Origin of the sequence: Streptomyces sp. TRM68416 (genome assembly GCF_014596915.1) — a bacterium.
In the GTDB taxonomy this organism is placed as follows: domain Bacteria; phylum Actinomycetota; class Actinomycetes; order Streptomycetales; family Streptomycetaceae; genus Streptomyces.
The window spans coordinates 1-12,928 of sequence record NZ_JACVWU010000010.1 but is presented as its reverse complement, the minus strand read 5'-3'; the positions used below and the strand labels follow the sequence as shown (position 1 = coordinate 12,928).

12 protein-coding genes and 1 pseudogene are annotated in these 12,928 nt (G+C 73.4%); 8 read left to right on the top strand and 5 right to left on the bottom strand.

Features of this window, described 5'->3' with window-relative positions:
• Positions 1-196 precede the first annotated feature (196 nt).
• The gene (locus tag ICC28_RS17480) at positions 197-1,471 is read left to right on the top strand and encodes a TerD family protein (RefSeq protein WP_188289518.1); all 1,275 of its coding nucleotides are present in this window, start codon (positions 197-199) and stop codon (positions 1,469-1,471) included.
• A gap of 4 nt (positions 1,472-1,475) precedes the next feature.
• Here ICC28_RS17480 and ICC28_RS17475 read toward each other — a convergent pair whose 3' ends face one another.
• Positions 1,476-2,669, bottom strand: a complete 1,194-nt coding sequence (locus tag ICC28_RS17475) for a glycosyltransferase (RefSeq protein ID WP_188289725.1) — start codon at positions 2,667-2,669, stop codon at positions 1,476-1,478.
• A gap of 39 nt (positions 2,670-2,708) precedes the next feature.
• Here ICC28_RS17475 and ICC28_RS17470 point away from each other — a divergent pair, with 39 nt between their 5' ends.
• The 3 genes from ICC28_RS17470 (at position 2,709) to ICC28_RS17460 (ending at position 5,090) form a co-directional block, all read left to right on the top strand.
• Entirely contained in the window at positions 2,709-3,494 is a 786-nt protein-coding gene (locus ICC28_RS17470; protein ID WP_188289517.1) for a glutamate racemase, read from the top strand.
• Positions 3,495-3,590: 96 nt separating this feature from the next.
• Positions 3,591-4,136, top strand: coding sequence for a hypothetical protein (locus ICC28_RS17465; RefSeq protein WP_188289516.1), 546 nt, complete (start codon positions 3,591-3,593; stop codon positions 4,134-4,136).
• A 150-nt stretch (positions 4,137-4,286) separates the two neighbouring features.
• Complete coding sequence (locus tag ICC28_RS17460) at positions 4,287-5,090, top strand: MBL fold metallo-hydrolase (RefSeq protein WP_188289515.1); 804 nt, start codon at positions 4,287-4,289, stop codon at positions 5,088-5,090.
• Between the two features lie 92 nt (positions 5,091-5,182).
• Here ICC28_RS17460 and ICC28_RS40590 read toward each other — a convergent pair.
• A pseudogene (locus ICC28_RS40590) lies at positions 5,183-5,536 on the bottom strand (Imm51 family immunity protein); the annotation flags it as partial.
• On the opposite strand from ICC28_RS40590, the gene ICC28_RS17455 reads away from it, so the two are divergent.
• Positions 5,535-5,912 carry a PadR family transcriptional regulator gene (locus ICC28_RS17455; RefSeq protein ID WP_188289514.1) on the top strand — a complete coding sequence of 126 codons (378 nt, stop codon included), beginning with the start codon at positions 5,535-5,537 and terminating at the stop codon, positions 5,910-5,912. The pseudogene ICC28_RS40590 and the gene ICC28_RS17455 sit on opposite strands and share 2 nt — an antisense overlap.
• Entirely contained in the window at positions 5,909-6,493 is a 585-nt protein-coding gene (locus ICC28_RS17450) for a hypothetical protein (RefSeq protein WP_188289513.1), read from the top strand. Before ICC28_RS17455 ends, ICC28_RS17450 begins: the two co-directional genes overlap by 4 nt.
• Before the next feature lie 121 nt (positions 6,494-6,614).
• Here ICC28_RS17450 and ICC28_RS17445 read toward each other — a convergent pair whose 3' ends face one another.
• Positions 6,615-7,628, bottom strand: coding sequence for an O-antigen ligase family protein (locus tag ICC28_RS17445; RefSeq protein ID WP_223189024.1), 1,014 nt, complete (start codon positions 7,626-7,628; stop codon positions 6,615-6,617).
• Positions 7,629-7,908: 280 nt separating this feature from the next.
• Between ICC28_RS17445 and lnt the strand changes: the two genes are divergently transcribed.
• Both lnt and ICC28_RS17435 read left to right on the top strand, forming a co-directional pair.
• A complete protein-coding gene (lnt, locus tag ICC28_RS17440) occupies positions 7,909-9,516 on the top strand; it encodes an apolipoprotein N-acyltransferase (protein WP_188289511.1) in 1,608 nt (535 codons plus the stop codon).
• A 57-nt stretch (positions 9,517-9,573) separates the two neighbouring features.
• Positions 9,574-10,053 (top strand): NUDIX hydrolase, encoded by a 480-nt coding sequence (locus ICC28_RS17435; protein WP_188289510.1) that lies wholly within the window; start codon positions 9,574-9,576, stop codon positions 10,051-10,053.
• 64 nt (positions 10,054-10,117) lie between these two features.
• Here ICC28_RS17435 and ICC28_RS17430 read toward each other — a convergent pair whose 3' ends face one another.
• Complete coding sequence (locus ICC28_RS17430) at positions 10,118-12,385, bottom strand: glycoside hydrolase family 97 catalytic domain-containing protein (RefSeq protein WP_188289509.1); 2,268 nt, start codon at positions 12,383-12,385, stop codon at positions 10,118-10,120.
• 98 nt (positions 12,386-12,483) lie between these two features.
• Positions 12,484-12,928: AbfB domain-containing protein (locus ICC28_RS17425; protein WP_188289508.1), on the bottom strand; the 445-nt coding region annotated here is incomplete at its 5' end.

Here is a 12,928-nt window from a genome sequence, read left to right as displayed (position 1 = left end):
CAAAAAGGGGCGCCGATCGGCGTTCGGATCGGGTAAAGACCGAGTTCCGGGCGGGTTACCGGCGGTTGACCACGGATCTTGCCGTGCCCCTGATGGGAGTTCCGCGCGCCGGGGAATAGGTTGGCCCAGGACAGCAACGAATGGACTGCCGGGGCCCGACCTGGCGTGCCGACACGTGATGGGGGCGGACATGTCAATGCCGAAAGGATCGAATGTTCCGGTGCCGACGACGGCGCTGCGCGTCGAATTGGGCTGGCGGTCGGGGCCGGGGGTGCCCGACGCCGACGCCTCGGCGCTGCTGCTCGTCGGCGGAAAGGTCCGTTCCGACGCGGACTTCGTCTTCTACAACCAGCCGGCCCACTCCTCCGGCGCGGTCCGCCACGAGGGCAAGCGGGACGCCGGCGGCCGGGTGACCGACACCCTCCTCGTCGACCTCGCGCGCGTGGAGCCCGAGATCGAGACGGTGATCCTCGCCGCCTCCTCGGACGGCGGTTCCTTCGGCCAGGTCCCCGACCTGTACATCGAGGTCAAGGACGCCGCGCAGGGCACCGTGGCCGCCCGCTTCGACAGCGCGGGCGCGAGCGTCGAAACGGCCTTCGTGCTCGGCGAGTTCTACCGCCGCCAGGGCGCGTGGAAGTTCCGCGCGGTCGGCCAGGGCTACGGCACCGGCCTCGAGGGCCTGGCCACCGACTACGGCATCACGGTGGACGAACCCCAGCAGGCGGCCCCCGCCGCCCCCGCACCCCAGGCGCCCACGCCTCCCGCCCCCGCCGTCACCATGCCCCCGCCCGCCGCCCCGCCCATGCCGCAGGCGCCGCCCCCCGCCGCCCCGGTCAGCCTCTCCAAGGTCACGCTCACCAAGGCGGCACCGTCGGTCTCGCTGACCAAGCAGGGCGGAACCTCCGGCACCCTGCACGTGAACCTCAACTGGGAGGTGCGCAAGCAGTTCTCGGGATGGGCGAGCAAACTGGGCCGCCCGGTCGCCATGCACAACGACCTCGACCTCGACCTGTGCGCCCTGTACGAGCTCTCCGACGGCAGCAAGGGCGTCGTCCAGGCCCTCGGCAACGCCTTCGGCGCCCTCCACCAGCCCCCGTTCATCCACCTCGACGGCGACGACCGCACCGGCGCCGTGGCCAGCGGCGAGAACCTGTCCGTCAACCTCGACCACAAGCAGTACTTCCGGCGCATCCTCGTCTTCGTCACCATCTACGAGGGCGCGCGATCCTTCGCCGACCTGCACGCCACGGTCACCCTGACCCCGCAGTTCGGCGCCCCGATCGACTTCTCCCTCGACGAGTGCACGGTCCCCTCCACGGTGTGCGCCCTCGCCCTGATCACCAACAACGGCGGCGACCTCGTCGTCCAGCGCGAGGCCCGCTACCTGGTGCCCGAACGCGGGGTGAGCCCGCAGCGGACCGTCGACTACGCCTACGGCTGGGGCATGAACTGGACCCCCGGCCGCAAGTGAGCGCTCACCCCTCGTCGGGAACCGCCTCCGGACGGGCGTAGGTGCGGCCCTTCCAGGCCGCGCCGCGCCCCCGGCGGTGCTGCACCGCGGAATCCACCGTCATCAGCAGGTACAGCGCCGCCGTGAACGGCAGCAGCGGAGCGAGCCACAGCGGCTGACGGTAGTAGCGCAGCATCGGGACGTACGTGCCGGTCATCACCAGCCACGCCAGACCGCCCGCCACCGCCGTCGCAGGGCTCCCCGCCGCCGCGCCCGCCACCAGGGCCACGGGCGGCACCAGGTACACCAGCGCCAGGCCCGCGACCGTACCGGCCAGCAGCAGCGGGCTGTGCCGCAGCTGCGCGTACGCGCTGCGGGAGACCATCCGCCACAGGTCGTGCAGGAGGGGATAGGGGCGCACGCTGTCCACCCGGTCGGCCAGCCCGAGCCAGATGTGCCCGCCACCGGCCTTCACGGCCCGCGCGAGCGCCACGTCGTCGATGACGGCGTGCCGGATGGCGTCCGGAATGCGGGCCCGCTCGGCCGCTTCGGTGCGCAGCAGGACACAGCCGCCCGCCGCGGCCGCCATCCGCGTCCCCTTCCGGCCGATCCGGCGGAACGGATACAGCTGCGCGAAGAAGTAGACGAAGGCCGGCACGACCAGCCGCTCCCACATGCTCGCCACCCGCAGCCGGGCCATCTGCGAGACGAGGTCGAAGCCGCCGGTGTCCGCCGCGGCCACCAGCTCCCTGAGACTGTCGGGCGCATGGGCGATGTCGGCGTCGGTGAGCAGCAGGTACTCGGGCTCCCGCGCGCGGGCCAGCGCGATGCCGTGGCGCACCGCCCACAGCTTGCCCGTCCAGCCCGCCGGGGGCTCGCCCGGGGAGTCCACGGTCAGCGGCAGCCCGCCGTACCGCTCGGCCAGCTCCCGCGCCAGGCGCCCGGTGCCGTCCGTGCTGCCGTCGTCGACGAGGAAGACCTCCGCCCGGCCCGGATAGTCCTGGGCGAGCAGCGAGGGCAGGCTGTCGGGCAGCACCGCCGCCTCGTCGCGCGCGGGGACGACGACACAGACGTCCGGCCACCGCGCCGGTTCCCGCCGGGCGGGCAGGCGTACGTCCGTACGCCAGAAGAAGCCCTGGCACAGCAGCAGCCACAGCCAGGCGGCCAGTGATCCCACGGCGATCCACACGAAGGCGCTCACCCGCGCAGTCTGCCCCACCGAAGGGGCCCGCACGGGGCCATCGTCTATCGTGGCCGGGTGAAGATCGCGCTGATGGACTCCGGAATCGGCTTGCTGGCGGCCACTGCCGCGGTACGGCGACTGCGACCCGACGCAGATCTCGTCCTCTCCCTCGACCCCGACGGCATGCCCTGGGGACCGCGCACGCCCGAGGACCTCACCGCGCGTGCCGTGGCCGTCGCCGAGGCCGCCGCCGCCCGCCGGCCCGACGCCCTGATCGTCGGCTGCAACACCGCGACCGTGCACGCCCTGCCCGCCCTGCGCGCCCGCCTGGAGCCCGGCATCCCGGTGATCGGCACGGTCCCGGCGATCAAGCCCGCCGCGGCCGGCGGCGGCCCCTTCGCGATCTGGGCGACGCCCGCCACCACCGCCAGCCCCTACCAGCGCGGACTGATCGAGCAGTTCGCCGGCGGCGTGACCGCGACCGAGGTGCCCTGCCACGGGCTCGCCGAGGCCGTGGAACAGGCGGACGAGGACGCGATCGACGCCGCCGTCGCCGCGGCCGCCGCCCTGACCCCCGACGACGTCACCACCGTCGTTCTCGGCTGCACCCACTACGAGCTGGTCGCCGAACGCATTCGGGCCGCCGTGCAGCGCCCCGGCCGCCCGCCGCTGGTCCTGCACGGCTCCGCGGGGGCCGTCGCCGCCCAGGCCCTGCGCCGCCTCGGCGAGCTGCCCGCCCCCGAGGCCGACCCCGAGGGAACCCTGACGGTGCTGCTGAGCGGACGCGAGGGCACGCTGCCCGAGGCCGCCCTCACCTACGAGGAGGGGCGGCTGCTGCGGGCGGCCGCCCCCGCCCGGTGACCTGACCGGCGTTTTCGGCCACGCCGGGGTCCGGTCGGCCCAGTCACCCTGTGCATCGCGCTACCCGCACAGCGAAACCTGAGTACGCTCGTAGGCATGAGGGACCACCCCCACGGCGAGCACACGCCGCATCCCGACGTCTGGACCGGGCGTGCCACGAACCGGATCCAGTGGCTGCTGGCGCTCGTCGGAGCCGCCTGCATGGCGCTCGGCATCGAGCTGGCCGTCGACTCGGCCTGGACCTCCGGCGTGGCCCCGCTCGCCATGGCCGTCGTCGGCTGCATCGCGGCCGGGCTGCTGGTGCTCTTCGGCACCCTGGCCTTCGTGCACGTGGCTCTGAGGGTCGACAAGGAGTCCCTCGAAGTACGCTGCGGCCACATGGGCGTGCCGCGCCGCCGCATCCCCCTGTCCCATGTCGCGGGCGCCGAGTTCGCCCCCGTCGTCACCCCGCGCCACTGGGGCGGCTGGGGCTACCGCTGGCGGCCCGAGAAGGGCACCGCCGTCGTCGTACGGCGGGGTGAGGGGATCGTGCTGCGGCTGTGGGACGGCCACACCTTCACCGTCACCGTCGACGACGCCGAGGCCGCGGTCCGGGTCATCAGGGACCGGCTGCGCTCGGGGACGCCGGGTACGGCGCACTGAAACCGGCGCCGTACGCAGTGAGCGGCCGCGTCCGGTGACCGGGTTCCCGCAGCGGACGCACGACCGAGGCAACCCCGGCCCGTGCGTGGTCGACGAACTCCGGCCAGCCCGCCCGATCTTGGGCCGCCCGCCGGTGGCATCATCTGGAGGATGCCTCCTTCCCTCCAGGCCGGCCCGTACACCGTGATCGCGCTCGCCGACGGCGCGGGCCCCTTCTTCTCGCCCCGGTCGCAGGCGTTCCCCGAGGCCACCGCCGCGCAGTGGGCGGCGGCGGACCGGTTCGATCCCGGCGCGCTCGACGCCGACGGGCGCTGGTGGCTTCGGTTCCGCGCGTTCGCGATCCGCAGCGACCGGGGTGTGACGCTGGTCGACGCGGGAATCGGCCCGGCCGACAGCCCGGCGGCCGCATGGGCGCCCGTGCCCGGGGAACTCCCGGCTTCGCTGGCCGCCGCGGGCATCGACCCGGCCGAGGTGGACACCGTGGTGCTCACCCACCTGCACACCGACCACGTGGGCTGGGCCGTCGTCGGCGGCGAGCAGGCGCGGCCGTACTTCCCGAACGCCGCGTACCTGTTGCAGCGGGCCGAGCTCGACGCGATCGAGGACATCAACCCGCAGCTGCGCTCCACCGTGATCGACCCGCTCCGCAGGGCCGACCAGCTGCGGCTGCTCGACGGCGACACCCCGCTGCGCGGCGGTGAACGCGTGCTGGCCACGCCCGGTCACACCCCCGGGCACCAGAGCGTGCTCGTCACCTCCGGCCGGGACCTGGTCGCCGTCACCGGTGACCTGCTCGTGCACGCCGTCCAACTGCTCCACCCCGAACTCGCCTACGCCCACGAGATGGACGCCGAGCGGGCCAGGTCCTCACGGGAAAGGATGCTGCACCACCCGGCCGACGGCACCCTCCACCTCGCGACACCGCACCTGACCGAGCCGTTCGTGACCCGCTGAGCCCCACGGTGCCGGAGGCGCCGTCGGTCGTCGAACTCGAAGCCCTCCGCCGCGGCACGGGCGACGATCCCGCTCACCGCGTCGGGGCTCACGATCACGGGCTCCAGGACGTCCTTGAGCCGCGCGAGGTCCTTCGGGCTCCCGAGCGCACAGAACATGTCGCCCTCGCTGTCGAAGTCGAGGCGCTCGGCGAGGTCCGGCCAGGCGAACTCCACCAGCCCTTCCCAGAAGTAGCCGTTCGGCTCGTGCCCGGCAGCCCGCACCGCGGCATCGGCGGCCGACGTACCGGCAGGGAAGGTCAGCGAAGGCTCGCCGTCGAGGTTGTGCAGGGTGATCGTCACGGCGGGATCTTCGCACGCCCGTCCCCACCCCCTGACCGCCGCTCGTTGTCGTGCGCCGCAAGACTCTTGTGTCGCATGACAATGGCTGACTATCTTGTACCGCATGACAAAGGGGGTGCCCGCCGGTGGCGACCAGCGTCGCAGTCAGCTTCTACGGGGCGTGCTCGACCTGTGCCTGCTGGCGCTGATCGCCGAACGGCCGCGCTACGGCTTCGAGTTCGTGGCCGCGCTCGACGACGCCGGGCTCGATCTCGTGAGCGAAGGCAGCATCTATCCGTTGCTCGCCCGGCTGGAGCGGGAGGAGCTCATCTCCTCGTACCGCGCCCCGTCGGCCAGCGGTGGCGCCCCGCGCAAGTACTACCGCCTGACCGAAGCGGGACGTGCCGAACTGACCAGCGGCCGGGCCGTGTGGCACGCCTTCAGCGGGCGAGTGGGGCGGATTCTGACCGCCGCAGAACCAACGGGGGAGAGCGCACCATGACCGACCAGCGCGCCATGACGAACGAGCAGGTACTCGCGGTCTGCCGCAGCAACTGGGAGTACCGGGGCATCGACGACGGATCCGTCCGGGAGATGCTCGACGAACTCTCCGCGCATCTGGAGGACGCGGCGGCCGCGGGCCGTACGCCCCGGGACGTCGTGGGCGACGACGTCAAGAGGTTCGCCGCCTCCTGGGCGCGGGCCCGTGCCCCGTTCGCCCGCCGCCTGCTGCGCACGGCGGCCATGGTCTGTTTCGTGATGGGCTGGCTGCTGCTGGCCACCTGTCTGCTCCGGTGGACCACCGAACGGGCCGTGAGCGTCAACGACGTCGTCTTCTGGGCCGTCCTAGCCGCGGTCACGGTCGTCTGGGAGCTGCGACGCGGCAGCCTGGGGTTCGGCAGGACCCTGGCGGTCGGCTGCGTGGTCGGACTGCCCGTGGTGCTGCTCGCCCAGTGGCTGGGCGGCGACGGGACGCTGTTCACGGTGCCCCTGTGGGCGGCCGCGCTGCTGCTCCTGCCCGGACTGCCGTACGCCGTCGCCGACGTACGGGGCAGGAGGGACGCCACGCCGGACGCGGGCTGAGCGCTCCGCCGGACGTGCCGCGGTGTGTCGTCCTTGCCCGCGGGCTCGTGGTGGCCGGTCGCGCAGTTCCCCGTGCCCCTTCGGGGCGCCGCCGAACCGCGGTCGGACTCGCCAGGTCCGCTCAGGGCGTCAACCGGTCGCCGCGCGGGCGTGCCTTCCGTTCCGGTGCGGGCGGTGCGTCGGCCAGGGGGCGGGCCGTGGCCAGTCCGGCCAGCAGGCCCGCGCCCACCGACACCGTGGTGAAACTGAGCGCGTTGCCTACGGTGGCGATCGCCGCGAGCCCGGTCAGGGCCGCGCCCGCGGTGAGCGCCACGGGTGTCGGACGCGGCGTGCGCCACAGTGCGTACAGCACCCAGCAGAAGGCCGCCGCCAGCAGGGCGACTCCTACGACACCCTGCTCGGCCGCCTGCTGAAGCGGCGCCGAATGCGGCTTGCCGTCGGAGAGCAGGGTGCTGGTCGCGGTCGGGCTGAGTTCCCCGAAGCGTCCCGGGCCCACGCCCAGAACGGCGTCCTCGCGGGCCAGGTGCAGGGCGTCGTGCCACAGCCGGAGGCGATGCCCGGTCAGCTGCCCCTCCAGGGACGAGGCCATCCCGGCCGGCACCGCATGGCCGGCGACCGCCCAGGTCAGACCGGTCACCAGGGCCGCGGCCAGGGCCAGGCCCGCGATGCCCGGGCCGCGGCTGCGCATCCGTCCGGCGGCGAGGGAGCACAGCAGCACCGCGAAGCAGACGACGAAACCGGTGGTCGAGCCGAGGACGGCCGCGGTCACCGCGACGGCGACGGCCAGCGCGCGCAGTGCCAGCCGCAGGGCGGACGCACCGGCGGCCCAGGCGGCACAGCAGGCGGCGCCCGTGGCGAGGGTGAGCAGGGCGGCCATGGCCCCGGCGTGGCCGAGCGGCGTGTCCAACTGCGGGCCGGGGGCGAGGTGCGGGAAGGAGACGGCCAGACCCACTCCGGTCAGGGCGGCCGCGGCGGGCGCGGCGACCGGCAGCAGCGCCCCGCAGATCCGTCCCGCCGCGTACCCGGCGGCCACGGCCAGGATGGCGAGCAGCACGCCCTCGGGGCGGCCGTCCCGCACCCCGGCGGTGATCAGGGCCCAGGCCGCACAGGCGCCGAGCACCACCACGCCCGCCATATCAGAAACGTTTCGTCTGTCGCCCTCGTCCGCCGGACCGGACGCGGCCGTCATCCCCGTGCCACCCACCCCGACCCCCGCAACCCGGTCGCCCCCGACCTGCGCGGGACCCCTTTCCCGCACGGCCCCGACCAGCTCGTACGACACATGCTCCGGCACACCGTAACCGCTGATGGGCGGTTTGTGGACGTACAGCGCAGGAACGTTGCGGCAGGTGGGGCGGCCGCCGGTGCCGGGACCGCGCTGTCGGCGCCCTCCCCGGCCGCCGTACACTCCCGGAGTGACCGTCACCGCAACATCCGTGGACGAGTCGGACCAGGTGGAGCCGCTCGCGCCCGCCCCGCGCGGGGCGCGACTCGTGCGCCTGGTACCGGCTCTGACCGCGGCACTCTCCGGAGTGCTGCTCTACGTCAGCTTCCCGCCGCGCACCCTGTGGTGGCTGGCCCTGCCGGCCTTCGCCGGCTTCGGCTGGGTCCTGCGCGGCCGCACCTGGAAGGCGGGCCTGGGCCTCGGCTACCTCTTCGGCCTGGGCTTCCTGCTGCCGCTGCTGGTGTGGACGGGCGTGGAGGTCGGCCCAGGACCCTGGCTCGCGCTGGTCGCGATCGAGGCGGTCTTCGTCGCACTGGTCGGCGCGGGCGCCGCCGCGATGTCCAGGCTGCCGGGATGGCCGGTGTGGGCGGCGGCCCTGTGGATCGCCGCGGAGGCGGCACGCGCGCGTGCGCCGTTCAGCGGGTTCCCCTGGGGCAAGATCGCCTTCGGGCAGGCCGACGGTGTCTTCCTGCCGCTCGCCGCGGTGGGCGGCACCCCCGTCCTGGGCTTCGCGGTCGTCCTGTGCGGCTTCGGCCTGTACGAGGCGGCCCGCCTCGCCGTGCAGCGGCGGCGCACCCGGGCCGTGCAACGGTCGGCCGCGGCGGTCGCCCTGCTCAGCGTGGCGGTCCCGGTGGCCGGCGCCCTGGCCGCCCGGCCGCTGGTGAGCGACGAGGCCGAGAACGGCACCGTGACCGTCGCGCTCATCCAGGGCAACGTCCCGCGCGCGGGACTGGAGTTCAACGCCCAGCGCCGGGCCGTGCTCGACTACCACGCGCGCGAGACCGAGCGGCTGGCCGCCGAGGTCAAGGCCGGCAAGGTCGCCAGGCCCGACTTCGTGCTGTGGCCGGAGAACTCCTCCGACATCGACCCGTTCGCCAACGACGACGCCCGCGAGGTCATCGACCGGGCGGCCAGGGCGATCGGCGTGCCCGTCTCCGTCGGCGGCGTCGTGCAGCGCGACGGCAGGCTGCTGAACGAGCAGATCCTGTGGGACCCGGTCAAGGGCCCGCTGCAGACCTACGACAAGCGGCAGATCCAGCCGTTCGGCGAGTACCTGCCGCTGCGCTCCCTCATCGGGGCGATCAACTCCGAGTGGACGTCGATGGTCCGCCAGGACTTCAGCCGCGGCAGCGAGCCGGGCGTGTTCACCGTCGGCGGCGCCAAGGTGGGTCTGGCCACCTGCTACGAGGCCGCCTTCGACTGGGCGGTGCGCGACACCGTCACCGACGGCGCGCAGATGATCTCGGTGCCGAGCAACAACGCCACCTTCGACCGCAGCGAGATGACCTACCAGCAGCTCGCCATGTCCCGGGTGCGCGCCGTGGAGCACAGCCGGACCGTCACCGTGCCGGTGACCAGCGGCGTCAGCGCGATCATCATGCCGGACGGCACGATCACCCAGAGGACCGGCATGTTCGTGGCCGACTCGCTGGTGCAGAAGGTGCCGCTGCGCTCCTCCGAGACGCCCGCCACCCGGCTGGGCATCCTGCCCGAGATCGCGCTGGTGCTGCTCGCCGCGGGCGGGCTGGGCTGGGCGATCGGGGCGGGTCTGCGCGGGCGACGCGCCGGTCAGGTGTAGCCGTGCGCCCCGGGAGCAGCAACGGGGCCGCGGACCGGGCCCGTTAGGGTCGGGGCCATGGCTACTCCTGACTTCATCCGTACGCTCCGGACCTCCGTCGGCAACGACCTGCTGTGGCTGCCCGGCGTCAGCGTCGTCGTCCTCGACGACGACGGCAGAGTGCTCCTCAACCGCCGCTCCGACACCGGTGAGTGGGCCCTGATCGGCGGCATCCCGGAGCCGGGTGAGCAGCCCGCCCAGTGTGCCGTGCGGGAGGTCGAGGAGGAGACGGGGGTGCACTGCGTGGTGGAGCGGGTGCTCGTCGTCCAGGCCCTCCAGCCCGTCACGTACGACAACGGCGACACGTGCCAGTACATGGACATCTCGTTCCACTGCCGGGCCGTCGGCGGCCAGGCACGGGTCAACGACGACGAGTCGCTGGAGGTCGGCTGGTTCGACGTGGACGCGCTGCCCGAGCTGAACGGGTTCGCGCATCTGAGGATCAAGCAGGCCCTGTCCGACGAACCCACGTGGTTCGAGCCCACGACTCCGGTGTGAGGGGTGGGCTCTGACCACAGGGGTGAGGCAGGTCCACGTCAGTGCAGCGGCCCGGCGCCGGGCGTCACGAGACGGTGAACAGCTGGTGGTCGGCGCCGTCGAACGGGCGTTGCTCCACCTGGTCGCCCTGGGCGCCGCCCGCGGTGAGGTAGAGGCCGCTGTGCCGGTTGAGGAGCCGGATGCGGCCGTTGCCCGCGTCTTCCGCCAGCCATTCGTCGTTGGTGTTCGCGTTGGCCTCGTACGGGTACTGGACGGCCTTGGCGCCCGCGTCGCGGGAGGCCCACCGGATGACGACGTCCTTGCCGCTCGCCTGGTTGACGATCCGGGTGTAGCCGTCGCCGAGGGGCACGAACGCGAAGCGCTGGTTGGCGCCGCCGGAGCCGGGCCAGCGGATGATCTCGGCGTCGTTCGCGAGGCTCGCGCCCTTCACGTCGAGTACGTGGCCGCTGCCGGCGACGGTCACCGTGCGGTTCCCGGCCGGGAGGGCCGCGACCCTGGTCAGCCTGACCACGTGGCCGCCGTTCGCGACCGCCGGGACGCTCAGCGTGTCACCGGCCTGGACGACCTTGCTGGTGCGGGTCAGGCCGTCGGAGCCATCGGTGGTGATCTCCGCGTGCCAGGTGCCGGAGCCGAGGAACGTGGTCGGGTAACTGACGGTGGTGGCGCCGCCGCGCCGCAGAGCGCCGACGAACCACCGGTCGCCGTCGCGGCGCGCGATGACCCCTCCGGTGAGCGGGTCGCCCGAGACGTACTTCGTCTCGTCCCACACGGTCGGCAGCATGCGCAGCCACCGCTGTGCCTCGGGCCGGGCCTGGTAGTCCGGGATGCGGCTGCCGGGCAGCATGATGCCGCTGTCCAGGAGCACGCCGAGGGCGAGTTCGGCGGCGTCGCTGTTGGGGTTGCGCTGCTGGAAGCTCATCGGCGAGTAGTCGGCCGGGCCCAGTGCGCCGCGCGTGAACGGGAGCGCGGCCACGTGCCCGATGTCCCGGCCGCCGGAGTACTCCTCACCCCGGACGGCCTCGTTGGTCAGCACGTGCGGCCAGGTGCGGTGGACGCCGACGGACAGGCGCGAGCCGTGCAGGTCGACCATCAGCCGGTACCGGGCGGTGTCGGCCAGGGCCGCGTCGTACCACTGCTGGCGGGCCCGGCTCTCGGATCCCATGAAGTCCATCTTGACGCCGACGACACCCCACCCGGTGATCTTGGTGAACTCGGCGTCCCGCTCGGCGGCGGTGTCCAGGTCCTGCCAGTGGTACCAGAGCATGATCCGCACGCCGCGCTCGCGGGCGTGGGCCACCAGCTCGGGAATGATCGCCTGGTTGTCCTTCCAGCCGTCGTCCACCAGGAGATAGGGCCAGCCCTGCGAGGCGGCGTAGTCGGCCCACTGCTTGAGCTTGGCCAGGTCGCGCTGGGTGGCCCACATGCCGTCCAGCCACGGCCACGCGGCGACCCCCGGCTTGATCCACGAGGTGTCGGAGACCTTCGACGCGGGTGCGACGTCGTCGACCAGCGTGGATTCCACGACCGTCGCCGTGCTGCCGATGACGGCGGTGCGCCACGCGGTGCTGAACGCGCCGGTCCGCACGATCTGCGCGTCGGCCAGCGCGACCGTGAACCGGCCGGTGCCCTGGGTGTGGGTGAACCAGCCGCCCGCATAGCCGCCGTCCACACCGGACTCGGCGAGCAGCACCCGGGCCCCGTTGGACTGCTGGGCCAACATGCCCATGTCGTAGGACCCGGTAGGGGTGTCGGCGACCGTGGAGGTGACGTACCCCCGCTCGTGATCGGGGCTGAAGACCTGCCGGGACAGCTGGGCGTCGGCCGGCAGCTGGAACGACGTCGCCTCGCGCAGCACGGTCGCACCCGACGGCAGCTCGTAGCGCAGGGCCATACCGTCCGCGGACGTGCGGACGTGCACGGTCATCTGCGCGGAGCCCTTCGCGAACACCAGTCTCGTCTCGGTCGCGGACCGCGTGCGGACGCGGGACTTGCCCGCCGCGACCTCGTAGCGGTACGAGACGGGCGTGTCCGTGCGTCCGACGAACTCCATGCCGGTGGTGAAGTCGGTCTGGCCGGTGACGAGTCCGATCGGGGCGGGCGCCAGGGCCTGGCGGCAGTTCCAGGTCGCGCCGAGCGACAGGGCGCCGTTCGCGTCGAGTGCCACGGTGGCGCGCACGCCGTCGCAGCCGGTCTGTGCGACACCGGGCTGGACCGAGGTCCAGTTGCCCGGCGTGGCGGCGGACGCGGGCACCGCGGTGACCGGGCCCGTGCCGGCGAGGACGGCGGCGGCCGCGACGGCGACTCCCGCCCCGCGTCGTCGGAGGAATCTCATACGTCCTTCCAGGTGGTCGAGGGCGCGGCACGGAACGAGCGGCACGCGTCGGCAGGGCCGGGGACGGAGGTGAAGGCGGCGCGTTCGGCGTCGGCGGGTCAGCTCGTCACGCGGAAGGTGGCGTCGCTGCGGGCCGTCGCGGTGGTGACCGGGTCGAGGCGGAGTTCGTAGGCGTAGTGGCGGATGTAGCGGTCGGGGTGGTTGTACGACCGGAACGACGACCAGCCCGCGTCGGCGAGCCCGGCGACCTGGTGGAAGGTGGCGTCGGCGGCGAACTGGGAGGTGCCGTCGTCGAGGGCGAGCCGGAAGTCGTAGCCGGAGTGCCGCAGGAAGTGACCGGGGTAGTTCACCGACTCGAAGGAGACGGTGCCGGAGCCCGCCAGGCCGCGCCGCAGCCGGAACTGGGCGTCCGGACCGGTGACGTTCTGGTCGATGCGCACGTCGAAGTCGGCGTGCCGCACGTACCGGTCCGGGAAGTTGTACGACTGGAGCCGCTGGGCCGGGGTGTCGGGCCAGCGGTCGAGCACGCGGCTCTCCTCGGCC

Excerpts from the sequence above, each read along its gene's own strand:
- ICC28_RS17480 (WP_188289518.1), top strand. The coding sequence starts at position 197 with ATGCCGAAAGGATCGAATGTTCCGGTGCCGACGACGGCGCTGCGCGTC.
- ICC28_RS17465 (WP_188289516.1), top strand. The coding sequence starts at position 3,591 with ATGAGGGACCACCCCCACGGCGAGCACACGCCGCATCCCGACGTCTGG.
- ICC28_RS17460 (WP_188289515.1), top strand. The coding sequence starts at position 4,287 with ATGCCTCCTTCCCTCCAGGCCGGCCCGTACACCGTGATCGCGCTCGCC.
- ICC28_RS17455 (WP_188289514.1), top strand. The coding sequence starts at position 5,535 with ATGACAAAGGGGGTGCCCGCCGGTGGCGACCAGCGTCGCAGTCAGCTT.
- ICC28_RS17450 (WP_188289513.1), top strand. The coding sequence starts at position 5,909 with ATGACCGACCAGCGCGCCATGACGAACGAGCAGGTACTCGCGGTCTGC.
- ICC28_RS17445 (WP_223189024.1), bottom strand. The coding sequence starts at position 7,628 with ATGGCGGGCGTGGTGGTGCTCGGCGCCTGTGCGGCCTGGGCCCTGATC.
- ICC28_RS17435 (WP_188289510.1), top strand. The coding sequence starts at position 9,574 with ATGGCTACTCCTGACTTCATCCGTACGCTCCGGACCTCCGTCGGCAAC.
- ICC28_RS17430 (WP_188289509.1), bottom strand. The coding sequence starts at position 12,385 with ATGAGATTCCTCCGACGACGCGGGGCGGGAGTCGCCGTCGCGGCCGCC.